Below are 24,703 nucleotides of genomic sequence, written 5' to 3'. Positions count from 1 at the left end.
ACTCTTCTCCTGACTCATGCCAGCCGGAATAACCGGCGGGCGTTACGATCGGTTTCCTGCGCCAGCCACTGCGGATCTTCCTGGCGCCAGGTAGCCACCTGACGGACGATGTGGGGCAGAAAACAGGGTTCATTACGACGCGAAGCAGGTTTGGGCTGCAAATCCCGCGGCAACAGATACGGCGCGTCGGTTTCCAGCAGCAGCCGGTCGGCGGGAATGTTCGGCAGCAGCGCACGCAGTTCCAGGCCGCGACGCTCATCGCAGACCCAGCCGGTAATGCCGACGGACAACCCCAGCGACAGACAGCTCGCCAGCTCTTCCGCATTACCGGTAAAGCAATGCACGACGGCGGCGGGCAGTTTATCCAGCCAGGGCGTCAGCAACGCGACAAAGCGTTCATGCGCATCCCGGCAGTGTAAAAATACCGGCAGCTCCAGCTCTGCCGCCAGCGCCAGCTGCGCGCTGAACGCCGCCTCCTGCTCCTGCGGCGTAGAAAAGTTGCGGTTAAAATCCAGCCCGCACTCGCCGATGGCCACGACTTCCTCTCTGGCGGCCAACGCGCCAATCTGCTGAGCAACCTCGTCGCTCCAGCCGCTGGCCTGATGCGGATGCACGCCCGCGGTAGACCAGCAGAAGCCACGGTAATGCTGCGCCAGCGCGCTGGCCGCCTCACTCTCCGGCAGATCGGTGCCGGTAATCAGCATTCCCGTGACGCCGGCTTCTCTGGCACGCTCAACCACCTGCGCGACATCTTTGGCAAATTGCGAACTGGTCAGGTTAACACCGATATCAAACATGGCTTTTCCAAAACAGAAGCCGCCCATCTGGGCGGCTTGGCGATAACGATAAGGAGAACTCAGGACGTCGGGTGCTCTTCACCCTCATCCTCTTCTTCCGGCTGCGGCCGCCGCTTACCAACGTAGAAGCGGGCAAAGAAGATGCCGACTTCGAACAGCAGATACATCGGGATAGCCAGCAGCGTCTGGGAGAACACGTCCGGCGGCGTCAGCAGCATCCCCACCACAAAGGCGCCAACCAGCACGTAGGGGCGCTTCTTCTTCAGGTCTTCCGGCGAGGTGACGCCGCTCCAGCACAGCAGAATAATCGCGACCGGCACCTCAAACGCCACGCCAAACGCCATAAACAGCGCCATAACAAAGTCGAGGTAGTTATTGATGTCGGTGGCAATCAGTACGCCGGCCGGCGCGGTTTTGGCAAAGAAGCCGAACGCCAGCGGGAACACGATAAAGTAGGCAAACGCCATCCCCAGATAGAACAGGACGCTGCTGGAAAACAGCAGCGGCATCATCAGACGGCGCTCATGCTTATACAGCGCCGGCGCGATAAAGGCCCAGACCTGATACAGGATGACCGGCGCCGATACGAACACCGAGACAATCATCGTCAGTTTGATCGGGGTAAAGAAAGGCGAGGCCACGTCGGTGGCGATCATGCTTGCCCCGGCCGGCAGCTGCTTGATGAGCGGCGCAGAAACCAGCTGATAAATATCATTGGCAAAAAATACCAACGCAATAAAGATCACCAGCACGCTGATGATGGAGTTCAACAGCCGCTTACGCAGTTCAATCAGATGGCTGATAAGCGGTTGGGTATCTTCCACTGCCATGTTTTAACGGTCGCCATTAGGTGAGTGAGACGCTGGGGTATGCTCCGCAGCGGACGTGACGGGAGCCTTGGCTACGCTCGGCGCCGCGGCGACAGGCTCCTGCGCCGGTGCTTCCGCGGCCGACGGCGTGGTTTTCGCGACGGCTGCCGGCGCGACGCCGTTCGCCGCCTCGCCAGCAATCGCATCGTCATGCGCCGCCTCGGGTTCGTCGGTCCGTGGATTATGGATAGTGTTGGCATCGGCATCGGGCTGGTACGAACGCTTCAGTGAGTCGGCCGCCTCTTTCAGCTCGTCCATCGACGCCTTCAGCTCCGGCGTCAGGTTCTGCAGGCCGGCCTTCTCCGCTTTCTTCAGGCTGTCCTGCAGCTCCTGCAGCTTCAGCTCCTGAGAAAGTTCGTTTTGCACCGACGCCGCCAGAGAGCGCAGCGCACGGATCCAGCCCGCAACCGTTCTTACCGCGACCGGCAACCGTTCCGGCCCCAGCACCACCAGACCAATCACCAGTACCAGCAGCAGCTCACTAAACCCAATGTCAAACACGGTTTATACCTGCTCTTTGTTCTTCGACTCTTCAGTTTTCGCTTCCGGCTGCTTATCCGCGATAGGCTTGGCCGTAAAGTCAGCGTCATGGCTGGTTTTTTCTGTCGTGTTGGTTGGCGAGGTGTTGTTGTCGTCGCCAATCGCCTTTTTGAAGCCCTTGATGGATGCACCGAGATCGGAGCCCAGCGTACGGAGCTTATTGGTGCCAAACAGCAGCACCACGATCACCGCGATGATCAACAATTGCCAAATACTAATACCGCCCATTCCAATTACCTCTAGATTTACAGGGGTTATTCAACGTTGCCGCATTATACGGCAACTGTTAACCGGGTTACGAGTTCCCCGTCGACTTTTACATTGCGCTGACAGACGCCTATGAGGCCGACGAAAAACAGATTTAGCTCGCGCGCTTCCAGCCCACGATCCAGGCGACGATCCCTCCGGCCATCATCCAGGCCGGCAGTACCTCGGTACCGCCCAGCAACAGAACGGAGCCGCCTACTAACAGTGTAGCGCCAACGCCGAACAAATACCGCGACTGCCCTTGCCGGACGCGCTGCGCCTGCATCTGATGGGTCAGCTTATCAACGCTTTGTTGCAACAGTTTATGCTGCTGCAGGCTATCATAAAATAATTCCGGCAGTTCAGGCAGCTTCTCCGCCCAAAACGGCGCCTTGTCTTTCAGGGCGCGGATCACCGCAGGAATACCGACCTGGTCACGCAACCAGCTTTCCAGGAAGGGTTTCGCCGTGGTCCACAGGTCCAGCTGTGGGTAAAGCTGCCGCCCCAGACCTTCAACGTACAGCAGGGTCTTCTGCAGCAGCACCAGTTGCGGCTGCACTTCCATATTGAAACGGCGCGCGGTGTTAAACAAGTTCAACAGCACGTTGCCGAATGAAATCTCCGCCAGCGGCTTTTCAAAAATCGGCTCGCACACGGTGCGGATGGCAAATTCAAAGTCTTCCACGTTGGTATCGCGCGGCACCCAGCCGGAATCAACGTGCAGCTCCGCCACCTTGCGGTAATCGCGATTGAAGAAGGCGATAAAGTTTTCCGCCAGATAACGTTTGTCGTCTTTGTTCAGCGAGCCGACGATACCGCAGTCAATGCCGATATAGCGGGGATCTTCCGGATGCTCATAGCTGACAAAGATATTGCCCGGGTGCATATCGGCGTGGAAGAAGCTGTCGCGGAACACCTGAGTGAAGAACACCTGCACGCCGCGCTCGGCCAGCAGTTTCATATTGGTGCCCTGCGCTTCCAGCGTCGGAATATCCGACACCGGTATGCCGTAGATACGCTCCATCACCAACAGGCTCTCGCGACAGTAATCGGAATAGACCTCCGGCACGTACAGCATCGGGCTGCCGTCGAAATTACGCCGCAGCTGAATGGCGTTCGCCGCTTCACGCAGCAGGTTCAGCTCGTCCAGCAGGGTCTTCTCGTACTCGCGCACCACTTCACGCGGGCGCAGGCGGCGGCCGTCCGGCAACAGCTTCGGCACCCAGCCGGCCAGGCGGTACATCAGGCGCACGTCGGCCTTGATAATCGGTCCGATATCCGGCCGGATCACTTTCAGCACCACTTCCTTCCCGGTGGTTTTCAGGCGGGCGGTATGCACCTGCGCAATCGATGCCGAGGCCAGGGGTTGTTGTTCAAAGTCGTCAAACCACTCTTCCAGCGGCCCGCCCAGCGCCAGCTCGATATGCTTGCGCGCCAGCGCGCCGTCAAACGGCGCGACGCGGTCCTGCAACAGCGTCAGCTGGTCGGCAATGTGCGGTGGAAACAGATCGCGGCGCGTCGACATCATCTGGCCGAACTTGATCCATACCGGGCCCAGCTCCTGCAATGCCAGACGCAGACGCTCGCCCAACGGCTGATCCTTGTGCTTGTTCGGCATCCAGAACAGCAGACGCCGGCCAAAGCGCAGCGGCAGGGTCAGACGCATTTTAGGGATCAGCTCATCCAAGCCGTAGCTAAGAAAAACGCGAACGATAAAGTACAGGCGGCGTAATTCGCCAGGGGTCATCGCTTACCCTCCAACTTGTCCATACGGGCCAACAGGGATTCCAGACTGCGGGCTGCGGCGTCCACCTCTTCGTTGAACCACACCACTTCCAGCGGCCCCGGCGCAACGCGCCACTCTTCGGTCAGCGTTTCCGCCACGTAGCGCTGCTGACGCTGCAGGCCGGACTTCAGCAGACAGGCGCCTTTGCCCATCACCTGAGTAATGCCCTGTGCGGCAATATCGCCGACGTAGGGCGCCAGCCACTCCGCCGGATCCCACTCCGCCAAATCAAGCAGCCCAACCAGCTGTTGCACCACCTGGATATCGCCCTCAACAATCAGCTCGCCGCTGCGCATCAACGGCGACAGCTGCTGGCGATCGCGCAGCTTCAGCAGCACCGGGATGCGCGTCTGCACCGTGCAATCGGCATCATCTTCGGATTGCCCCAGCACGTCGACCCGCTGTTCGCTGAAAATCAGCACCAACGGCGCAGAAAACTCCTGCAGCTCAATCCGCAGCACCTTGCCGGCCAAGCGCTGACGCGCGGCCTTCATGCTGCGATCGCGGAACAGCAGGCTATTGAGCGACGTTTCCAACACGCCGGTCAGCAGCGGGGTTAACAGCATCGGCATGTCCATATCAGAACTTAAAGCCCCGGTGCAGCGCGACGATGCCGCCAGTCAGGTTGAAGTAGCTGACGTTGTCAAAGCCGGCATTCTGCATCATGCCTTTCAGGGTGTCCTGATCGGGATGCATGCGGATGGACTCCGCCAGATAGCGGTAGCTGTCCGGGTCTTTCACCACCAACTCGCCGATTTTTGGCAGCACGTGGAAGGAGTAGGCGTCGTAGGCCTTGCTCAGCGGCGCCAGCAGCGGCTTGGAAAACTCCAGCACCAGCAGACGGCCGCCCGGCTTCAGCACGCGGAACATCGAACGCAGCGCCTTGTCCTTATCGGTGACGTTGCGCAGGCCGAAAGAGATGGTGATGCAGTCGAAATAGTTATCCGGGAACGGCAGCGCTTCGGCATTGGCCTGCACGTAGTTGATGTTGCCGACGATGCCGCGGTCACGCAGCTTATCGCGCCCCATCTTCAGCATAGATTCGTTGATATCCGCCAGCACCACCTGCCCCTGTTCCCCGACCATGCGTGAGAACTTGGCGGCCAGATCGCCGGTGCCGCCGGCCAGATCCAGAACGCGCTGACCGCGGCGTACGCCGCTGCAATCAATGGTAAAACGCTTCCAGACCCGATGAATGCCGAATGACATCAGGTCATTCATTACGTCATATTTGGCCGCTACCGAGTGAAAAACATCGGCCACCATGGCCTGTTTTTCTTCACGCGCTACGGTACGAAAACCGAAATCTGTGGTTTCCTGCGATTGATCTGCCATTGTCTTGCCTGCTATTCAGTCAATTTTGTAGTTGTGGAGTGTACCAGAACCCCACGAAATACCCCACCTCGCCGCAGTGTTCATCCCTGCGACGCCGGGTCGGTAGCATCTTTTGCCTCTGCCGCCGGCAACCCGTCGGCGGCGTCATCGGCCGCCTGAGCGTCTTGCCGGTCCTGCTCGCAGGCCTGCTGCGCCAGCTGCGGGTTTATCGGCCGTTTCACCTCAACCCCCAAGGCGCGGAAGCCTTCAGTCTGACCGATAAGATTACCACGCCCTTCGCTGAGTTTGTTCATCGCCTGTCGATAGCTGCCCTGCGCCTTATCCAGACTTTGCCCCAGCGCCGACATATCATCGACAAACAAGCGCATTTTGTCGTACAACCGCGCCGCGCGGTCGGCAATGCGCTGAGCGTTCTGGCTCTGGTGCTCATAGCGCCACAGGTTGGTGATGGTACGCAGCGCCACCAGCAGCGTCGTCGGGCTGACCAGCATGATATTGTGCTTCAGGGCCTCGCTGATAAGCTCCGGCTCGCGGTCAATGGCCAGCAGGAACGCCGGCTCCACCGGAATAAACATCAGGACGTAGTCCAGCGAGCGCAGCCCCGGCAGCTGCTGGTAATCTTTCCGCCCCAGCAGCCGGATATGCCCGCGCAGGGAGGCGATATGCTCGCTCAGCGCGGCCTCGCGCTCCGCCTCATCCTCGCTGTTGAAGTAACGCTCGTAGGCCACCAGCGACATTTTGGCGTCGATCACCACGTCCTTCCCCTGAGGAAGACGCACGATCACGTCGGGCTGCATGCGGCTCTGATGATCCAGCCGCACGTTCACCTGAGTTTCGTATTCATGCCCTTCCCGCAGGCCGGAGGCCTCCAGCACCCGGCTGAGCACTACTTCACCCCAGTTGCCCTGCGTTTTGTTATCGCCTTTCAGCGCCTTGGTCAGGTTGATCGCCTCCCGCGCCATCTGCGCATTCAGCTGCTGTAGGTTGCGTATTTCGTGAGTCAGGGTGTGACGCTCCCGCGCTTCTTGGCCAAAGCTGTCCTGCACCTGGCGACGGAAGCCGTCCAACTGTTCGCGCAGCGGCAGCAGCAGCCGATCCAGGCTCTGCCGGTTCTGTTCATCCACCTTACGGCCGCTGTGTTCGAAGATGCGGTTCGCCAGGTTTTCAAACTGGGTGGTCAGCCGCTGCTCGCTGTTGATCAGCAGGCGCTGCTTCTCTTCGGCCGCCATACGCGTCTCTTCCAGGCGAATCGTCACCTCGCGCAGCTCGGCCTCCTGCATGCTGTTGATCTCGCGCTGGGCGCGCAGCTCCTGATTAAGCTGCTCGCACTCGCCGCGCCAGTGTTCAAGCTGCTGCAGCTTCTCCCGCGCGGCGGCGAACTGCCCGTGCAAATTACGCAGGTCCAAATCGTTTTGCCGCAGCTGCTGCTCCTGGCGCTGCGCCGCCTCCTGACGCGCCGCAAGCTCCTGTTGCGCCTGCTGCAGAGACTGCTCCAGCAATCGCAGCTCCGTTTCGTGATGCGCCTGGTTTTGCTGCAGCCGCAAACTGGCGATCAACCACCCCAGCAGCATGCCGATCACCACGCCACCAATACCGTATACCAAGCTGGTATCCACCCTGCCTCCCGTTAAACCGTACCGTCCGGCGCATCGCGCCCGCTGCCCGTCACGTTAAGGGGAGACTGTATGGATGTCCAGTTAGAATTTTATCTGGCGCGCAATTATGCGCAACGCTGCGCAAACTAGGCAAACCACTGGCTTAACCACTTGATACCGAACGCGCCCGGCGCAAGAATGCCGAACGCCCAGATCATCGCCGACGTCAGGTTAGCCAGTTGGAAATAGCGCTGCGGCATGGCGCAGATACCGCCGACCAGCGGCACCACCGCCCGCAGCGGGCCGAAGAAGCGGCCGAAGAAAATGCCCAGCACGCCCCAGCGCTCAAAGAACGCGTGGCCGCGCACCAGCAGCTGCGGGTTGCGCGACAGTGGCCACATATGGGCCACGCGATCCTGATAGTGGTAGCCGACCCAGTAAGAGAGCCAGTCGCCAAAGAATGCGCCGGCCGCCGCCGCCGCCCAGATCGGCCAAAAAGCGATGCCGCTTTCCCCAATCAGCGCGCCCAGCGCCAGCAGGATCACCGTTGCCGGCAGCAGCAGGGAAAGAAATGCCAGCGATTCGCCGAAGGCCAGGAAAAAAATGATGGGGATGGCCCAGCCCTCGTGCTGCCGCACGACGTCGCTGACCCAGTGAATAACGTCGTTGAGACTCAAAGACGGGCTCCTTTACGGCGCAGTGTTAACATTCAGCCTTATGCTCGCCGGCGCAGGTTAAACCCCGGCTAAACGCGGCGATGATTGCCGCCGTCTCACAACGGCGGGCCACCGATATCGCTCCGGGCCGGCGTTACTCGAGGTAGCGCGCCTGCAGCGCGGCGCGCTGGTCGGCGCCCAGGCCATACTCCGCCTCCAGCCAGCGGTCGGTGCTGCCATACTGTTCACAGATACGGCCCAGCGCCGTCATCAGAAACTCTTCGCGGGCGCTCAGCACGTAGGCGAACTGCGCCAGCGCAGACTCGTTCAGGCGCACCGACAGCTGATCCAGCATCTGTTCGCGGAAGGCGGCCAGCGTGGTTTCCGTCAGCAGGTAGTCTTCCACCACCGTGGCCTCGTCCGCACCCAGTGCAAACAGCACCAGCGCGGAGCCGACCCCGGTACGGTCCTTGCCGACCGCACAGTGCTGCACAATGGCGCCTTCCGCCGGGTTGCTCAGCAGATCCGTCAGCTGCCTGTAAGCGGCGTTGCCGAACGGCAGGCGGCGATACAGCTCCAGCATAAAGGCGCGCGCATCGAACGTCGCCAGCGTCTCGCTGGTGAGTTTTTCCAGATTGGCGTTCACTTCATTGCTCAGCGGGTTGGCGGGAAAATGATGATACTGCGCGCCCTGCCACAGGATGTCCGGCTTGGCCTGCACCTCGTCGCTATCGCGGTAGTCCAGCACCGAGCGCACCGGGACGCCCGCCAGATAGGTGCAGTCGTTTTCCGTCAGGCGCTCCAGCGAACCGGAGCGAAACAGCAGGCCACGCTTGATGCGGCGTCCGTCGGCAGCGCTGTTGCCGCCTAAGTCACGAAAGTTGATGCCGCCATCCAGGGGCGCAAGCGAGGGGTGAAGCAGAATTTGGGCGGTCATAGACATCCTCTTGATTATTGTCTGAGAAAGCGCCAACGCAGCGTGTAGACAAAGCGGGCGGACGCTGAAAGCTATACCCTAAATAATTCAAGTTGCGACAACAGACAAGAGAGGATCGCCGAAAATGCGCAAAACTTTTCACCGCCGGCTGCGCCGCAGCTTGCTGGCTGACGGGGCGTTGAACAGGTAGCCAGGGGGAAACGGGCCGCGCAGCGGCCCGTAAAAAACAGCGGATTACAGCAGGCGACGCGCCGCGTCCACCACGATCTGCACCGCTTTGCTTTCGGTCTGTTTCATGGTTTCTGCATCAGGGATTTCCTGCTGGGTGCGGTTAACGATGACCCCGGCCACCATACCGGCGCGCAGGCCCTGGCTGGCGCACATGGTCAGCAGCGTGGCGGATTCCATTTCATAGTTCATCACGCCCATTGCCTGCCACTCTTCCATCGAGCCTTTAAAGCGGCTGACCACGCGGCCTGAATAGGTGTCGTAACGCTCCTGCCCCGGGTAAAAGGTATCGGAAGAAGCGGTGACGCCGATATGGGTCACGGCGCCGTTGTCCTTGGCCGCATCCACCAGCGCGGTGGTGCAGGCAAAATCGGCCACGGCCGGGAACTCCATCGGTGCAAAGTGCAGGCTGGCGCCGTCCAAGCGCACCGCCGCGGTGGTCACCAACACGTCGCCGACGTTGATATCAGGCTGAATGGCGCCGGTGGTGCCGATACGCAGAAACGTACGGATCCCCAGCTGCGCCAGCTCTTCCACGGCGATGGAGGTCGACGGCCCGCCGATACCGGTGGAACACACGATCACCGCTTTACCATCCAGCTCCGCGCGCCAGCTGGTAAATTCACGATGGGACGCCAAATGCACCGGGTTCTCCATCAGTTTGGCAATTTTTTCTACGCGCTGCGGGTCGCCGGGAACAATTGCCAGCTGAGCCCCTTGTAAATCGTTTTTGGTGAGGCCGAGATGAAAAACATCAGACTGAGACATACGAGACTCCTCATAAATCAGGATTATTGGGAGGAACAAAAAAGCACTCTACTGAAAATTCCTGCCATTTTTAGTGATTAACATCACTACGGAAGAAGAAACAGTTGGCAATCTACATATTTTATGTGATTTAAATCACATTAATAATCCCAAATAGCCATGTTTTCACTGGCTCAAGCATAGCCGACAAACGCCACAAAACGGCGATGACAAGCGGCCGTCTTGTTATCTATAGTTAATCTTTGCTCCGCTTCTCTCTTGGATGGAGACCGCCATGAAAACCGAACACACGATGACACTCGCACCGGTGCAGGGAAGCTTCGCCCCTGCCGCCGAGCCGTTGACCGAGACAACCATTTATACTGACGACCAGGGCATTCACGCCGGAGAAACCACTATTCCTTCTCAGGGCGACGATCTGCCAGCCTACATCGCCAAACCGGCCAACCACCAAGGACCTTTCCCGGTGGTACTGGTGGTGCAGGAAATTTTCGGCGTCCATCAGCATATTCAGGATCTCTGCCGCCGGCTGGCGAAAGAAGGTTACCTGGCGATTGCCCCGGAGCTGTACTTCCGACAGGGCGACGCCGCCGACCACAGCGAGATCGACGATCTGCTGAAAAATCTGGTCAGCAAAGTGCCGGACAATCAGGTACTGGCGGATCTGGATCACGTCGCCCACTGGGCCACCCGACACGGCGGCGATGCCAGCAAGCTGGCCATCACCGGTTTTTGCTGGGGCGGACGCATTACCTGGCTGTACGCCGCGCACAATCCGCAGCTGAAGGCCGCGGTCGCCTGGTATGGCAAGCTGCTGGGTGAGAAGACGCTGAATTCGCCCAAGCACCCGGTGGATATCGCCAGCCATCTGTCGACGCCGGTGCTGGGGCTGTACGGCGGTCAGGACAGCGGTATCCCGCTGGAGAGCGTGGAAAGCATGCGCCAGGCGATCCGCGCCGCCAACGCCGATGCGGAAATCGTGGTTTACCCGGAGGCCGGCCACGCCTTTAACGCAGACTATCGCCCCAGCTATAACGCCGAGGCTGCGCAGGACGGCTGGCAGCGCATGCTGGCATGGTTTATCCAGCACGGCGTGGTCGGTGTGAAATAACGCCGTACGAACGTCTCCTCACGCCAACAGCGGCAAAAAAAGGGCGCCGCAGCGCCCTGAATCCTGTTGCCCGCTGGCTCACGCGTTTTCACGCAGGCGCTGCGCCGCCAGTACCATATTCGCCAGCGACTGACGGGTCTCCGGCCAGCCGCGGGTTTTCAGGCCGCAGTCCGGGTTCACCCACAGACGCTCCGCCGGGATGTTCTGCGCCGCTTTGCGCAGCAGCGCCTCAATCCACTCCACGCTCGGTACGTTAGGTGAGTGAATGTCATACACGCCCGGCCCGATTTCGTTCGGGTATGCGAACTCTTTGAAGGCTTCCAGCAGATCCATATCGGAACGTGAGGTTTCGATGGTGATCACATCCGCGTCCAGCGCCGCAATGGAGTCCATGATGTCGTTAAACTCGCAGTAACACATATGGGTGTGGATCTGCGTGTCGTCGCTCGCCACCGCGGCGTTCAGCTTGAAGGCGTCCACCGCCCAGTTCAGATATGCCGCCCAGTCGGAGCGGCGCAGCGGCAGCCCTTCGCGCAGCGCCGGTTCGTCAATCTGGATGATGCCGATGCCGGCTTTTTCCAGGTCGGCCACTTCGTCGCGCAGCGCCAGCGCAATCTGTTTGGCGATGGTTTCCCGCGTAACGTCTTCGCGCGGGAACGACCAGCACAGAATAGTCACCGGCCCGGTCAGCATGCCTTTAACCGGTTTGTCGGTCAGCGACTGGGCGAATTTGGCCCACTCGACGGTAATGGCTTGCGGACGGCTGACGTCGCCGATAATCACCGGCGGCTTCACGCAGCGGGAACCGTAACTCTGCACCCAGCCGTTTTGCGTAAACACAAAGCCGTCGAGGTTTTCACCAAAGTATTCCACCATGTCGTTACGCTCGGCTTCGCCGTGCACCAGCACGTCCAGGCCCAGGCGCTCCTGCTCGACAATCGCCTGTTTGATGTGTTCGCCGATGCTGGTGCGATAGTTGCTGCCGTCCAGCCGCCCCTGTTTGAAATCAAGACGCAGCCCGCGGATCTCGGTGGTCTGCGGGAATGAACCGATGGTGGTGGTCGGCCAGGCCGGCAGGTTGAAGCGTTGACGCTGCGCATCGGCGCGCTGCGGATAAGGGCTGTTACGCTCGCTGTCCTGCGCAGTGACCGCCGCCAGACGCTGTTCCACCTGCGCATTATGCACCCGGCTGGAGTGGCGACGGGCGCGGATTGGCGCGCTGTAGGCGTCCAGCTGCGCCTGCTTGTCCGCATCCGGAGCGTTCAGCGCCGCGCTCAGCAGCGCCAGCTCCGCACATTTCTGCAGGGCGAAGGCAAACCAGCTTTTCACTTCGTCGTCGAGGCGCGTTTCCACGCTCAGGTCGATGGGGCTGTGCAGCAGCGAGCAGGAGGAGCCGATCCACAGCGGGCGGCGGCCTGCCAGCGGCCGCAGGCTCTCGAACCAGCGACTCAGATCGGCGCGCCATACGTTGCGGCCGTTAATCACCCCCAGCGACAGCAGCCACTCCTGCGGCAATGCGTCGTTCAGCGCTTCGATATCGTCATTGCCCGCCACCAGATCGACATGCAGTCCCTGTACCGGCAGCGCGCGGATGGTGTCCAGATTATGGCCGACGCTGTCGAAATAGGTGGTCAGCAGCAGCTTTACCCGGCCCTGCAGCGCCTGATACGCCGGCTGGTAGGCGTCCAACCACGCTTGCGGCAGTTCCAGCACCAACGCCGGTTCGTCGATTTGCACCCACTCCACGCCGCGCTTGGCCAGTTCCGCCAGCACCTGCTGATAAACCGGCAGAATAGCCGGCAGCAGCGTCAGGCGGTCAAACGCCTCACCCTTCACTTTACCCAGCCACAGATAGGTCAGCGGCCCCAGCAGCACCGGCTTGATGTTATGCCCCAGCGCCAGCGCTTCGTCCACTTCCTCCAGCAGCTGCGTCCAGCCCAGTTGGAACTGCTGGCCCTGGTGGAATTCCGGCACGATGTAGTGATAGTTGGTGTTAAACCATTTGGTCATTTCCCCCGCCGCCGCCGGCTCGCCGGTGGGCGCACGGCCGCGGGCGATGCGGAACAGCGTATCCAGATCGACGGTACCATCCTGGTTGTGATGACGCGCCGGCACGTTGCCCAGCAGCAGGCTGGTGGTCAGTACGTGATCGTACCAGGCGAAGTCGCCGACCGGCAGCAAATCCACGCCGGCCTGTTGTTGCTGCTGCCAGTGACGCGCGCGCAGCTCACGGCCCACGGCCAGCAGCTCTTCCTGCGTCGAATTACCTGCCCAGTAGCTTTCCTGCGCTTTTTTCAGCTCGCGACGTAGCCCAACGCGTGGAAAACCCAGAGTGTGATTCAAAATTGTCATCGTCTTTTCCCCATTGTGGCCCAGACAAATGGGCACTTAGCCGTCTAGATGTTTACACATCCATAATCAACAGGTACTGTAGTCACCACAAGCGCAAATTATTCACTGTCACCGTGAAGGACTCTCATGATCGAACTTAAACACTTACGGACGCTGCAGGCACTGCGTAATACCGGCTCGTTAGCCGCCGCGGCCGCCCAACTCCATCAGACTCAGTCTGCCCTGTCGCATCAGTTCAGCGATTTGGAACAGCGTCTGGGCTTTAAGCTGTTTGTTCGCAAAAGCCAGCCGCTGCGCTTTACCGCCCAGGGGGAGATCCTGTTGCAGCTGGCGGAGCAGGTGCTGCCGCAGATCCAGCAGGCGCTGCAGGCCTGTCATGAGCCGCATCAGACCACGCTGCGCATCGCCATTGAATGCCACAGCTGCATCCAGTGGCTGACGCCGGCGCTGGACAACTTCCGCCTGCGCTACCCGCAGGTCGTGATGGATTTTAAATCCGGCGTCACCTTCGACCCGCAGCCGGCCCTGCAGCAGGGCGAGCTGGATCTGGTGATGACCTCCGATATTCTGCCGCGCAGCGGCCTGCACTATTCGCCGATGTTTGATTTTGAGGTGCGTCTGGTGCTGGCGCCGGATCACCCGCTGGCCGGTAAACCGCAGATCACGCCGGAGGATTTAAGCGATGAAACGCTGATGATTTACCCGGTACAGCGTCAGCGGCTGGATATCTGGCGCCACTTCCTGCAGCCGGCCGGCATCAGCCCGGCACTGAAAAGCGTCGATAATACGCTGCTGCTGATTCAGATGGTGGCGGCGCGCATGGGTCTCGCCGCGCTGCCGCACTGGGTGGTGGAGAGCTTTGAACGTCAGGGGCTGGTGATCACCAAAACCCTGGGCGACGGCCTGTGGAGCCGGCTGTACGCCGCGGTGCGCGACGGCGAACAGCGTCAGGCGATCACCGAAGCGTTTATTCGTTCCGCCCGTCAGCACGCCTGCGACCATCTGCCGTTCGTGCGCGACGCCGCACGCCCTAATGCCGCGCCGCCCGTCGCCAAACCGCTGGCGCCGCAACCGTGAACGACATAAAAAAACCCCGGCGATATCGTCCGGGGCGTTCAATCGTTAAAACTGCGCTTTGGGCGCCACCCAGCGGCGGTGCACCCACAGCGAAGCGCAAATCACCGCGCCGCCGATAATAAAGCTCGGCCAGTGCGGCTGCTGCTGCCAGATAGCCAGATTAACCAGCAGCCCGGCCGGCACGTGCATGTTGTTCATTATGCCAAGGGTGCCGGCATCCACCTGCGTCGCGCCGTAGTTCCACATAAAATAGCCCAGCCCCGACGCCACGACGCCCAGCCAGACCAGAATGCCCCACTGCAGACCGGTGGTCGGCAGCTGTTGCGGGTTGCCCCACAGCAGCCAGGCCGCAATGGCCACCACCAGCGCTCCCAGATAGAACCAGGAAAACGCGGTGTGCTGCGGCAGCGGATGCACTTCCATCAGGCGCTTATAGCCAACGATGCCAATGGCAAAGCTGATATTGGCCGCCTGCACCAGCAGCAGCCCCAGCCAGAAATGCTCACTCAGCTGGTGATAGCGGATAATCGCCGCCCCCAGCACCGCCAGCAGGGCGCTGAACATATAGCCCCAGCGCAGGCGCCGACGGCTGAGCAGATCGTAGATCAGCGTGATATACAGCGGCGTCAGCACGGTAAACAGCAGGAACTCCGGCACCGTCAGATATAAAAAGGCGCGGAAGCTGAACAGGTACATAATGCCCAGCTGGCAGGCGCCCACCAGCATATACAGCAGGATCACCCGCCCCTTGAGGTTGCGCCAGCGCAGAAACGGCAGGAACACCACGGCCGCAAGGCCGATACGGATCAGCACCGAAAACCAGCTGTCCACCTGACCCGCGAGATATTCGCCAATCAGGCTAAAAGAGAATGCCCATAAAATGGTAGTAATAACCAGCAGTAGCACGACGGGAACTTCCTATGCACGGTAAAAACAGCGATTGTAACGGATGGCAGCACCCAATGCGGCACGAATAAGGTTTACGTGTGAGCAATAATCCATCACGCGGCAATTTTACCGCTTTGCGTTAAGCTTAAACCAACGGGAGGAGTGAATGATGAAAGACAAACTCTGGGGCATCGTGCTCCTGCTGCTGGCGACCGCACCGGCGGCGGAAAACGGCGTCACAACGCTGAGCGGGCAGCAGCAGTTCCTCAATCAGCGTACGCAGCAACAGCAGCAGCAACGGGTGCTGAACAATCAGCAGCTGGATCAGCGCCGCCTGCAGCAGCAGCGGCAGTTTGACAACAATCAGCAGCGCCTGCGGCAAATGACGCCGAACGGCAGCCAGACGTTGCCGAACGGCAATCAGCCCCGCAATCCGTTCGACCGCACTACGCCGGCGGTGCCCACCGCCCCGCAGCCGGCCGGCGCGCGTTAATTAAAAATCTGCGCCGATCAGATCGATTCGGTCGGTGCAGATGCAATCCACGCCCCAGTCCAGCAGCTGCCGCGCCCGGTCAGGACGGTTGACGGTATACGCCAGAATCCGCAGCCCGGCCTGCTTCAGCGCCTGCACCCGCTCGGCGGTCAGCGCCCGATGCGCGATATGCAGCGACACGCAGCCCAGTTGGTCGGTCAGTGCGCACCAGTCATCCTGCCAGCGTTCCAGCAACAGCCCGCGCGGCAGCGTCGGCTCTGCCGCCTGCGCCGCCGCCAACGCCGCCACGGAGAAAGACGAAAGCAGCGGATCGGTCTGCCCCTGCCACAGCTGGCGCGCCGCCTGCGCCACCCGCCGTCCGGTTTCCTCATCCGCACCGTGGGTAGGTTTAATTTCAATATTGGCCATCATGCCGTGCTGCCGGCAGCGCTGCGCCACCTCGGCCAGCAGCGGCAGCCGTTCGCCCTTAAACGCCGCGCCGTACCAGTTGCCGGCATCCAGCTGCGCCAGTTTGTCCCACGGCAGCTCGCCCGCCACGCCCCAGCCGTTGCTGGTTCTGTCCAGCGTGTCGTCGTGCAGCAGGAAGATCTGTCCGTCCTGCGCCAGCTTGGCGTCAAACTCAATCATCTTATGGCCGTGGCGCGCGCCGACGTCGATCGCCGCCAGGGTGTTTTCCGGCGCCAGAGAACCGCCGCCGCGGTGGGCGACAATGGGAGGGTAAGGCCAGGCTTGGGTCATCATTCCATCCGTAATCCGCGTTGAGTATCAAAAAAGTGCCGCGCCTGCGCCGGCAGCTGTCACTATAACGTGCTGCCCGGCGCCGGCGGGGTTACAGCGAACGGCGCAGGCGCGCCACCGCTTCCTGCATCTCCTGTTCGCTGGCGGTGGCAAACGACAGGCGGAACGTGGCGCGGTCCGGACGGTTGGCGAAGAAGTATTCCCCCGGCACAAACACCACGCCGTTGGCCAGCGTGGCGTTCAGCCATTCGGTGGCGTTAAACGGCTGGCGGAAACGCGCCCACAGGAACATGCCGCCTTTCGGCATATCGAAGTCAATGACGTCGCCCAGCTCGCTGCGTACCAGCCCGGCCAGCAGTTCGCCTTTTTGCTGGTAGGCGCGACGAATGGTGTCAATCTGCGCCGGCAGGCGGCCAAGGCCCAGATAGCATTCGACGATGCTCTGCGACAGCGCGCTGGCGTGCAGATCCGCCGCCTGCTTGATAATCGCTACCTTCTGCAGCAGCAGCGGCGGCAGGATCGCCCAGCCCAGACGCAGGCCCGGCGCCAGAATTTTCGAGAAGGTCGAGGTGTAAATCACGTTGTCGGTATGGCCCAGCAGCTGCTGCGCCACCTGGTACAGCGTGGCGTTGCGCTCCTCGGTAAAGCGCAGCTCGCCGTAAGGGTCATCCTCAATAATCAGGAAGTTATGCTCCGCCGCCAGCCTGACCAGCTGTTCACGGCGCGCGGCGCTCAGCGTCAGGCCACTCGGGTTGCCGAACGTCGGCACCACGTACACCCCTTTGATGCGCTGCGTCTTCAGCAGCTCGGCCAGCTCATCCACCACCATGCCATCGCTGTCGGACGATACCGACATCACCGTCGCTTCCGCCAGCTCCAGCGTCTGCAGCGCCGCCAGATAGGTCGGGCTCTCCACCACAAACACATCGCCCGGGTTAACCACGGTGCGCATCACCAGATCCAGCGCCTGCTGCGAGCCGGCGGTGACCATCACGTCTTCCGGCCGCGCCTGCACGCCGCGTTCGGCGCACAGCGTGCAGATACGCTCGCGCAGCAGCGGGCTGCCTTCGGTCAGACCGTACTGGAAGGCGCTTTTCGGCTGTTCGGTAATCGCCTGTTGCGTGGCGATGCTCAGCCCTTCAAAATCAAACAGCGCGTCGGAAGGGATGCCGCCCGCCAGCGAGATGACGCCCGGCATTTTGCTTTGTTTGAGTAATTCACGGATAGCGGAGCTTTTGACGTTGATAATACGTTGGGCGAGAAGTCCTTCAGTGTTCATGATTTATCTTTTTATCTCGTAATCGGTAAGAAAAGGGGCGCGCGACAGGCGCCCCGACGCCCCGGACAGTACCGGGGTCAGCCCCCCAGATAGGCGGAGCGAACGGCTTCGTTTGCTAACAATGCGGCTCCCGTATCTTCCAACACCACGCGGCCGTTTTCCAGTACATAACCGCGATCCGCCAGCTTTAACGCCTGATTGGCGTTCTGCTCCACCAGGAAGATGGTCATCCCCTCGGCGCGCAGCTGCTCAATGGTGTCGAAAATCTGCTGGATAACGATCGGCGCCAGTCCGAGCGACGGTTCATCCAGCAGCAGCAGTTTCGGCTGGCTCATCAGCGCCCGGCCGATGGCCAGCATCTGCTGCTCGCCGCCGGACATGGTGCCGGCGCGCTGCCCGCGGCGCTCCCGCAGGCGCGGGAACAGCTGGAATACCCGCTCCAGCCGCTGCAGATACTGCGGGCGGGCGGCGAAAAAGCCGCCCATCGCCAGGTTCTCTTCCACCGTCATGCGCGCGAACACCCGCCGCCCTTCCGGCACGATGGCCACCGCCTCGCGCATTATGCGCGACGTCGGCCAGCGGGTAATGTCCTGATCCAGCAGCGTGATCGTTCCCTCGCTGGCGCGCGGTTCGCCGCACAGCGTGCCCAATAACGTGGTCTTGCCGGCGCCGTTGGCGCCAATCAGCGTAACGATCTCCCCCTGCCGGATGGTCAGGCTGACCTGATGCAGCGCCTGAATCTTTCCGTAATGGGCGCTGACCTGATTAAACGACAGCATCATGATTATGCTTCCCCCAGATACGCCCGGATCACATCCGGGTTATGGCGAATTTGTTCCGGTGTGCCCTGCGCCAACGGCGCGCCCTGATTCACCACATAGATCCGGTCGGAAATCCCCATCACCAGTTTCATATCATGCTCAATCAGCAGCACCGAGACCTGATGCTGAGTGCGCAGTTCGACAATCAGCCGATCCAGCTCGGCGGTCTCCTTCGGGTTCAGCCCCGCCGCCGGCTCATCCAGCATCAGCAGTTCAGGGCGCGTCACCATACAGCGGGCGATCTCCAACCGGCGCTGCTGGCCGTAGGCCAGATTGCCCGCCGAGCGGTTGGCCATCTCCAGCAGGCCGACGCGCTCCAGCCACAGCGCCGCCCGCTCGCGCGCGTCGGCCTCGGCGCGGCGAAAAGATGGGGTTTTCAGCAGCCCGGCGAACACGCCGCTCTGCAAATGCTGATGCTGCGCCACCAGCAGGTTTTCCACCACCGTCATTTCGCGGAACAGACGCACGTGCTGGAAGGTGCGTACCACGCCCAGCCGGGCGATCGCCTGGCCGGACAGCCCCGCCAGCTGGCGTTCCCGCAGGCGAATCGCGCCGCTGGTCGGGCGGTAAAAACCGGTCAGGCAGTTGAAGATGGTGGTTTTGCCTGCGCCGTTCGGGCCGATCAGCGAGACGATCTCTCCCTGATTCAGCGTCAGGCCGACATTGTTTACCGCCAGCAGGCCGCCGAAACGCATCGACAGCCCCTCGACCGTCAGCAAAGGTTGTGCGCTCATGGCTGATCCTCCTTCGCCGCCTGGATATCCGCCGCCTTCAGCTTCATCTGCGGGCGTTTCATCGGCAGCAGCCCCTGCGGACGCCAGATCATCATCAGCACCATTAGCGCCCCCAGCAGCAGCATGCTGTACTCGTTTAAATCCCGCATCATCTCCCGCGACACCACCAGCAGAATCGCCGCCAGAATCACCGCAAACTGCGAGCCCATGCCGCCCAGCACCACGATCGCCAGCACAAACGCCGATTCGGCGAAGGTGAAGGACTCCGGGCTGACAAACCCCTGCCGCGCGGCAAACAGCGTACCGGCAAAACCGGCGAAGGCGGCGCTGATGGTAAACGCCGTCAGCTTGATTCTGGTCGGACTCAGGCCCAGCGAACGGCAGGCAATCTCATCCTCGCGCAGCGCCTCCCAGGCGCGCCCCAGCGGCATGCGCAGCAGGCGGTTGATGACGAACAGCGTCAGCACCACCAGCAGCAACGCCACCAGATAGAGGAAGATAATGCGGTCGCTGGGATCATATTTCAGGCCGAAGACGTTGTGGAAGGTATCCCAGCCGCCGTCGCGCGCGCTGCGGCTGAACTCCAGTCCGAACAGGGTCGGTTTCGGGATCTGGCTGATGCCGTTCGGCCCGCCGGTAATCTCGGTATTGTTCAGCAGCAGAATGCGCACGATCTCACCGAAGCCCAGCGTGACGATCGCCAGATAGTCGCCGCGCAGGCGCAACACCGGAAAGCCCAGCAAAAAGCCGAACGCCGCGGTCACCATCCCCGCCAGCGGCAGGCTTTCCCAGAACCCCAGGCCGTAATAGTGGTTAAGCAGCGCATAGGTGTAGGCGCCGATGGCGTAAAAACCGCCGTAGCCCAGCACCAGCAGGCCGGACAGCCCCACCACCACGTTCAGCCCCAGCCCCAGCATCACGTAGATCAGCGTCAGGGTGGCGATATCCACCGTGCCGCGCGACACCAGAAACGGCCAGGCGACGGCGGCAACAATCAGCAGCGCCGCCAGCAGTTTCTGTCGCGGCGTGGTGCCGTCAAAACTCGGCAACACCCAAGACGGGCCGCTGACTTTACTCAGCCCCTGCTGCAACAGCGGGCGCAGCAGCTGGAAGACAAACACCAGCGCACAGCCGATGCCGATCCACATCCAGCGCACTTCCGCCGCGCCGCGCACCACCAGTTTGGTGCCGTCGAGGCCCAGCTGCATCCCCATCAGAAAAGCGGCCATCACAAACAGCACCGCCGCGGCGATCAGGGCGTTAAGCAGATTGAGTTTCATACCTTCTCAACCTCCGGACGGCCCAGAATGCCGGTCGGCATCACCAGCAGCACCACGATCAGCAGGGCGAATGACACCACGTCTTTATATTCGGTGCTCAGGTAAGCCGAGGTCAGCGCTTCGGCCACGCCCAGCACCAGGCCGCCGATCATCGCGCCGGGAATGCTGCCGATGCCGCCCAGCACCGCGGCGGTAAAGGCCTTCATCCCGGCCATAAAGCCGATATACGGGTTAATCACGCCGTAGAACTGCCCCAGCAGCACGCCGGCCACCGCCGCCATCACCGCGCCGATCACGAAAGTCAGCGAGATCACCCGATCGGTGTTAATGCCCAGCAGGCTGGCCATTTTTAAATCTTCCGCACAGGCGCGGCAGGCGCGCCCCATGCGCGAATAGCGGATAAACAGCGTCAGCGCCAGCATCGCTACAAATGTAACCAGCCAGATAGTGAGCTGCATGGTGCTGACGGTGGCGGCAAAGCCGTTGCTCTCCCCCAGCACCCAGCGACCGGTCACCAGGCTCGGCAGGGCCAGATCGCGCGAGCCCTGGGTCAGGCTGACGTAGTTTTGCAGGAAGATCGACATGCCGATGGCGGAGATCAGCGCGATCAGACGTTTGGAATAGCGCACCGGCTTATAGGCCACCCGCTCGATGCTCCAGCCGTAGGCGCTGGCGATGACGATCGACACCAGAAACGCCGCGCCGATCAGCAGCCAGCCGGCGTCAATGCCGAACATCATCAGCGCGGCGATGACGATAAACGAGACGTAGCTGCCGATCATGTACACTTCGCCGTGGGCGAAGTTAATCATGCCGATGATGCCATACACCATGGTGTAGCCGATGGCGATCAGGGCATAGGTGCTGCCCAGCGTCACTCCGTTGAACATTTGCTGCAGGAAGTAGAGAAACTGCTCAGACATACGCGGACCCTCGACTGCGCGTTGAGTGCAGGGCGCGACAGGCCGCGCCCACGCTTGCCGGGATGCGCCTTCCCCCGGCAAGGCTGCAACGTGAAAGACGAAAGGTCGGTTATTTCACCGGCGTCGAGGTGCCATCGGCGTGCCATTCGAAGACGCCGAACTCGAAGCCTTTGAGATCGCCCTTCTCATCCCAGCTCAGCGGCCCCATCACGGTATCCACCGGCTTGGCTTTCAGATCCTTGACGATCTCCTCCGGCTCCCGGCTACCGCTGCGCTCCATGCCGGTGGTCAGCGCCTGCAGCGCCGCGTAGGTGGTCCAGACGAACGGGCCGGTCGGATCCTGCTTTTTGGCCTTCAGCGCATCGACCACCGCTTTGTTGGCCGGCACCTGATCGTAACGCTTCGGCAGCGTCACCAGCATGCCTTCCGACGCCGCGCCGGCGATGTTCGACAGCGAAGAGTTGCCCACCCCTTCCGGACCCATAAAGCGGGTCTTCAGCCCGGCCTGTTTAGCCTGGCGCAGAATCTGCCCCATTTCCGGGTAGTAGCCGCCGAAGTAGACAAAGTCCACGTTCTCTTTTTTCAAGCGGGCGACCAGCGTGGAGAAGTCTTTATCGCCGGCGGTGATGCCCTCGAACATTACCGGCTTCACGCCCGCTTTCTGCAGGCTGTCGCGCACCGCGCGCGCCAGGCCTTCCCCGTACTGCTGTTTATCGTGCACCACGGCGATCCGCTGCGGCTTCAGGGTTGCCATAATATATTTGGCGGCGGTCGGCCCCTGATCGGAGTCCAGCCCGGTAGTGCGCATGATCATCTGGTAACCGCGGGTGGTCAGATCGGCATTGGTGGCCGCCGGCGTAATCATGATCACCCCTTCGTCTTCATAGATATCCGACGCCGGTTGGGTGGAGGAGGAACACAGATGGCCGATCACATAGCGGATGCCGTCGTTGATCACTTTGTTGGCGACCGCCACCGCCTGCTTCGGATCGCAGGCGTCGTCATATTCGACCGCCACCAGCTTGTCGCCCTTGATGCCGCCCTTGGCGTTGATATCGGCGATCGCCTGACGCGCGCCGGTAAACTCCATATCGCCGTACTGCGCCACCGGGCCGGACATCGCCCCGACGACCGCCACTTTAATCTCTTCCGCCAGCGCGCCGTGGCCGATCGCCATGGCGATACCCGCGGCCAACCATGCCTTACCCTTGGTTACTTTCATCCGCATAATCCCCGTCTGTTGTTGTGTGTGAAGCTATCCGTTGTGTTGCCATGCCGACGCATTAGCGCTTTATTCATAAGTAATAATGACTTAGGCATTTAAACGGCAAGATATTGTTATAAGACCTTATTTTTCATGCCATTAAACAGGAATTTTCTTCTGCAAATCAACTTGACCATCCAGAAACAAGCGATGTAAACAGGATAAAGTATGGATGAAATATGAGCTATTTCCTCCCTTATGCAGTGCGTTAAACTAGTTAACAATCTATTTACTAATTTTTTACTCGGAAAATCACCGTGCTGAAAAACATTCTGCGAACCCGCCGTACAGAAAAAGTTACACATAGTGACCAGCAAGATCTATTACACTGACGCCATCGCTAATTTGTCCGGAAATGTTGCATGAAACTCACTATCGAACGGTTAACCGCGCTGTCCGCACAGGACCTGATTGACCTTGGAAAAATCTGGCCGCATCAGACGCCAGAGCAGTGGCAATCCTGGTTAAGCGACGGGCGGGCGCTGTTCGGCGCGCGTTTTAACGAACGCCTGTTAGGGGCGGTCAAGGTTTCGCTGGATGGCGACACGGCGCAGCTGCACGACCTGCTGGTACGCGATGTTACCCGCCGCCGCGGCGTCGGCCTCTACCTGGTGCAGGATATGCAGCGCCAGCTGCCGCAGGCGACCCGCTGGCAGCTCTCCACCGCCGATCTCGCCGCCCGTGAGCGCGGCGAGGTGGAAAACTTTATGCGCGCCTGCGGCTTCAGCGCGCAAGGCGATATCTGGCAGAAATGAAACGCTGGGCGGCGGCGCTGCTGCTGATTCTGCTGGCCCTTTGCGCCTGGTTCACCGGGCGCTATCAGGCGCTGTCCGCACCGCCGGTCTGGGATCAGCAGGTTTATCTGTGGCAACGAGTCTGGAGCGCACAGCACGCGCCGGCGCTGGCCGCCAGCCGCGATCTGTTTTCCAGCCTGCGTATCCTCGCCCTGCAGCTGCATCCGCGCGAAGGGCTGCGGGTGATGCCGCTTGATAGCGCGCTGCTGAAACAGGACGGCCGCCCGCTGTGGCTGGTGGCGCGTCTGGACGGTTCGCAGCCGCAGTGGGATGAAGAACGGTTGAATCACCGCCTGCTGCAGCTGTTGCAGCAATACCGCGCCGCCGGGCTGTCCGTAACCGGTATTGAGATCGATCACGACGCTGCCACCGCCCGCCTGCCTCAGTACCGCGATGCCCTCCAGCGCCTGCGCCGGCAGCTGCCGGCGGACGTACAGCTAAGCATCACCGCCCTGCCGGCCTGGCTTGCATCGCCGCAGCTGCCGTCCCTGTTGCAGCAGGTCGACAGTTCGGTACTGCAGTTGCACGCCGTACTCTCCCCGCAGCAGGGACTGTTCGACAGCCGGCTGGCGCTGCGCTGGACGCAGCGTTACGCTCAGGTGACCAGTAAACCGTTCCGCATTGCCCTGCCGGCCTACGGCATGGGGCTGGTCGGCGTGGATGCGCAGGGCGCGCAGGTGGAGAGCGAGGCCCCGCTGCGCGTCGCCGGCAGCCTGCGGGAACTGACGGTCGCACCGCAGCGCATCGCCGATTTTCTGCAGCAGCTGTCCGCACGCCCGCTGCCGCATCTGCAGGGCATCGTCTGGTTCCGCCTGCCGCTGGCCGGCGACCGCCGCGCCTGGTCGATGAAGACCCTGCGCAGGGTGATCCACCAGCAGCCGCTAACCAGCCACTGGCAGGTAAAAATGCGCCCGCAGCCACAGCAAAATGGCCTGTATGATCTGATAATTGCCAATGACGGGCCGGCCGATGCGCCGTTGCCCGCGGCGATTACGCTGGCGGCCAGCGACTGTCTGGCCGCCGACGCGGTCGGCCATTACCGGCTGGACTCGACGGCCACGCAGCTGCGCTTTACCCGCACCGGGGACGATTTGGTGCGCGCCGGGCAATCACGCCCGCTAGGCTGGCTACGCTGCCAACATCTGACGCCAGGAGGCTTTCGTGTTACACCTTAATCTTCAGCGCATCCGGC

The 24,703-nt window shown here is 61.3% G+C and carries 25 protein-coding genes; 5 read left to right on the top strand and 20 right to left on the bottom strand.

Features of this window, described 5'->3' with window-relative positions; genetic code table 11:
- Positions 1-14: 14 nt before the first annotated feature.
- The 11 genes from tatD to udp form a co-directional block, all read right to left on the bottom strand.
- Complete coding sequence (gene tatD / locus D781_RS01040) at positions 15-797, bottom strand: 3'-5' ssDNA/RNA exonuclease TatD (RefSeq protein WP_015344203.1); 783 nt, start codon at positions 795-797, stop codon at positions 15-17.
- Positions 798-856: 59 nt separating this feature from the next.
- Positions 857-1,627 (bottom strand): Sec-independent protein translocase subunit TatC, encoded by a 771-nt coding sequence (tatC, locus tag D781_RS01035; RefSeq protein ID WP_015344202.1) that lies wholly within the window; start codon positions 1,625-1,627, stop codon positions 857-859.
- A 3-nt stretch (positions 1,628-1,630) separates the two neighbouring features.
- Positions 1,631-2,167 (bottom strand): Sec-independent protein translocase protein TatB, encoded by a 537-nt coding sequence (gene tatB / locus D781_RS01030; RefSeq protein WP_015344201.1) that lies wholly within the window; start codon positions 2,165-2,167, stop codon positions 1,631-1,633.
- Between the two features lie 3 nt (positions 2,168-2,170).
- Positions 2,171-2,434, bottom strand: coding sequence for a Sec-independent protein translocase subunit TatA (gene tatA, locus D781_RS01025; RefSeq protein ID WP_015344200.1), 264 nt, complete (start codon positions 2,432-2,434; stop codon positions 2,171-2,173).
- 133 nt (positions 2,435-2,567) lie between these two features.
- Entirely contained in the window at positions 2,568-4,199 is a 1,632-nt protein-coding gene (ubiB, locus tag D781_RS01020; RefSeq protein ID WP_015344199.1) for a ubiquinone biosynthesis regulatory protein kinase UbiB, read from the bottom strand.
- Entirely contained in the window at positions 4,196-4,804 is a 609-nt protein-coding gene (locus tag D781_RS01015) for an SCP2 domain-containing protein (protein ID WP_015344198.1), read from the bottom strand. Before D781_RS01015 ends, ubiB begins: the two co-directional genes overlap by 4 nt.
- Positions 4,805-4,817: 13 nt before the next feature.
- A complete protein-coding gene (gene ubiE, locus D781_RS01010) occupies positions 4,818-5,573 on the bottom strand; it encodes a bifunctional demethylmenaquinone methyltransferase/2-methoxy-6-polyprenyl-1,4-benzoquinol methylase UbiE (protein WP_015344197.1) in 756 nt (251 codons plus the stop codon).
- 80 nt (positions 5,574-5,653) lie between these two features.
- Entirely contained in the window at positions 5,654-7,189 is a 1,536-nt protein-coding gene (gene rmuC / locus D781_RS01005) for a DNA recombination protein RmuC (RefSeq protein ID WP_015344196.1), read from the bottom strand.
- A gap of 125 nt (positions 7,190-7,314) precedes the next feature.
- Positions 7,315-7,845, bottom strand: a complete 531-nt coding sequence (locus tag D781_RS01000; RefSeq protein WP_015344195.1) for a DedA family protein — start codon at positions 7,843-7,845, stop codon at positions 7,315-7,317.
- A 133-nt stretch (positions 7,846-7,978) separates the two neighbouring features.
- The gene (locus D781_RS00995) at positions 7,979-8,761 is read right to left on the bottom strand and encodes a tyrosine-protein phosphatase (RefSeq protein WP_015344194.1); all 783 of its coding nucleotides are present in this window, start codon (positions 8,759-8,761) and stop codon (positions 7,979-7,981) included.
- Between the two features lie 234 nt (positions 8,762-8,995).
- The gene (gene udp, locus D781_RS00990) at positions 8,996-9,757 is read right to left on the bottom strand and encodes a uridine phosphorylase (protein WP_015344193.1); all 762 of its coding nucleotides are present in this window, start codon (positions 9,755-9,757) and stop codon (positions 8,996-8,998) included.
- 274 nt (positions 9,758-10,031) lie between these two features.
- On the opposite strand from udp, the gene D781_RS00985 reads away from it, so the two are divergent.
- Positions 10,032-10,868: a dienelactone hydrolase family protein gene (locus tag D781_RS00985; protein ID WP_015344192.1), complete on the top strand. Its 837-nt coding sequence runs from the start codon at positions 10,032-10,034 to the stop codon at positions 10,866-10,868.
- A gap of 78 nt (positions 10,869-10,946) precedes the next feature.
- Here the strand turns inward: D781_RS00985 and metE are convergent, their stop codons facing one another.
- Entirely contained in the window at positions 10,947-13,220 is a 2,274-nt protein-coding gene (metE, locus tag D781_RS00980; protein WP_015344191.1) for a 5-methyltetrahydropteroyltriglutamate--homocysteine S-methyltransferase, read from the bottom strand.
- Positions 13,221-13,346: 126 nt separating this feature from the next.
- On the opposite strand from metE, the gene metR reads away from it, so the two are divergent.
- On the top strand, positions 13,347-14,297 hold the full coding sequence (metR, locus tag D781_RS00975; protein ID WP_015344190.1) for an HTH-type transcriptional regulator MetR: 951 nt from the start codon (positions 13,347-13,349) through the stop codon (positions 14,295-14,297).
- Positions 14,298-14,342: 45 nt separating this feature from the next.
- On the opposite strand, the gene D781_RS00970 is transcribed toward metR, so the two are convergent.
- A complete protein-coding gene (locus tag D781_RS00970) occupies positions 14,343-15,203 on the bottom strand; it encodes a carboxylate/amino acid/amine transporter (RefSeq protein ID WP_015344189.1) in 861 nt (286 codons plus the stop codon).
- Between the two features lie 151 nt (positions 15,204-15,354).
- Here D781_RS00970 and D781_RS00965 point away from each other — a divergent pair, with 151 nt between their 5' ends.
- Positions 15,355-15,678, top strand: coding sequence for a hypothetical protein (locus D781_RS00965; protein WP_041411691.1), 324 nt, complete (start codon positions 15,355-15,357; stop codon positions 15,676-15,678).
- Here the strand turns inward: D781_RS00965 and ugpQ are convergent, their stop codons facing one another.
- The 7 genes from ugpQ to D781_RS00930 all read right to left on the bottom strand — a co-directional run bounded on the left by ugpQ (position 15,679) and on the right by D781_RS00930 (position 22,675).
- Positions 15,679-16,416 (bottom strand): glycerophosphodiester phosphodiesterase, encoded by a 738-nt coding sequence (gene ugpQ / locus D781_RS00960; protein ID WP_015344187.1) that lies wholly within the window; start codon positions 16,414-16,416, stop codon positions 15,679-15,681.
- A 91-nt stretch (positions 16,417-16,507) separates the two neighbouring features.
- Entirely contained in the window at positions 16,508-17,695 is a 1,188-nt protein-coding gene (locus tag D781_RS00955; protein ID WP_015344186.1) for a PLP-dependent aminotransferase family protein, read from the bottom strand.
- A gap of 77 nt (positions 17,696-17,772) precedes the next feature.
- Positions 17,773-18,474, bottom strand: coding sequence for a high-affinity branched-chain amino acid ABC transporter ATP-binding protein LivF (livF, locus tag D781_RS00950; RefSeq protein WP_041411956.1), 702 nt, complete (start codon positions 18,472-18,474; stop codon positions 17,773-17,775).
- A 5-nt stretch (positions 18,475-18,479) separates the two neighbouring features.
- The gene (livG, locus tag D781_RS00945) at positions 18,480-19,250 is read right to left on the bottom strand and encodes a high-affinity branched-chain amino acid ABC transporter ATP-binding protein LivG (protein ID WP_015344184.1); all 771 of its coding nucleotides are present in this window, start codon (positions 19,248-19,250) and stop codon (positions 18,480-18,482) included.
- The gene (locus tag D781_RS00940; protein WP_015344183.1) at positions 19,247-20,530 is read right to left on the bottom strand and encodes a high-affinity branched-chain amino acid ABC transporter permease LivM; all 1,284 of its coding nucleotides are present in this window, start codon (positions 20,528-20,530) and stop codon (positions 19,247-19,249) included. Before D781_RS00940 ends, livG begins: the two co-directional genes overlap by 4 nt.
- Positions 20,527-21,453 carry a high-affinity branched-chain amino acid ABC transporter permease LivH gene (gene livH, locus D781_RS00935; RefSeq protein WP_015344182.1) on the bottom strand — a complete coding sequence of 309 codons (927 nt, stop codon included), beginning with the start codon at positions 21,451-21,453 and terminating at the stop codon, positions 20,527-20,529. Before livH ends, D781_RS00940 begins: the two co-directional genes overlap by 4 nt.
- Before the next feature lie 109 nt (positions 21,454-21,562).
- Complete coding sequence (locus D781_RS00930; protein ID WP_015344181.1) at positions 21,563-22,675, bottom strand: branched-chain amino acid ABC transporter substrate-binding protein; 1,113 nt, start codon at positions 22,673-22,675, stop codon at positions 21,563-21,565.
- 404 nt (positions 22,676-23,079) lie between these two features.
- Between D781_RS00930 and panM the strand changes: the two genes are divergently transcribed.
- Positions 23,080-23,472: an aspartate 1-decarboxylase autocleavage activator PanM gene (gene panM, locus D781_RS00925; RefSeq protein ID WP_015344180.1), complete on the top strand. Its 393-nt coding sequence runs from the start codon at positions 23,080-23,082 to the stop codon at positions 23,470-23,472.
- Positions 23,469-24,686 (top strand): DUF3142 domain-containing protein, encoded by a 1,218-nt coding sequence (locus D781_RS00920; RefSeq protein WP_015344179.1) that lies wholly within the window; start codon positions 23,469-23,471, stop codon positions 24,684-24,686. The genes panM and D781_RS00920 overlap by 4 nt, the downstream gene beginning before the upstream one ends.
- Positions 24,687-24,703 lie beyond the last annotated feature (17 nt).

The organism is Serratia sp. FGI94 (genome assembly GCF_000330865.1).
In the GTDB taxonomy this organism is placed as follows: Bacteria; Pseudomonadota; Gammaproteobacteria; order Enterobacterales; family Enterobacteriaceae; genus Serratia_B; species Serratia_B rubidaea.
The sequence above is the reverse complement of the archived record's forward strand: the minus strand, read 5'-3'. Positions and strand labels throughout refer to the sequence as shown.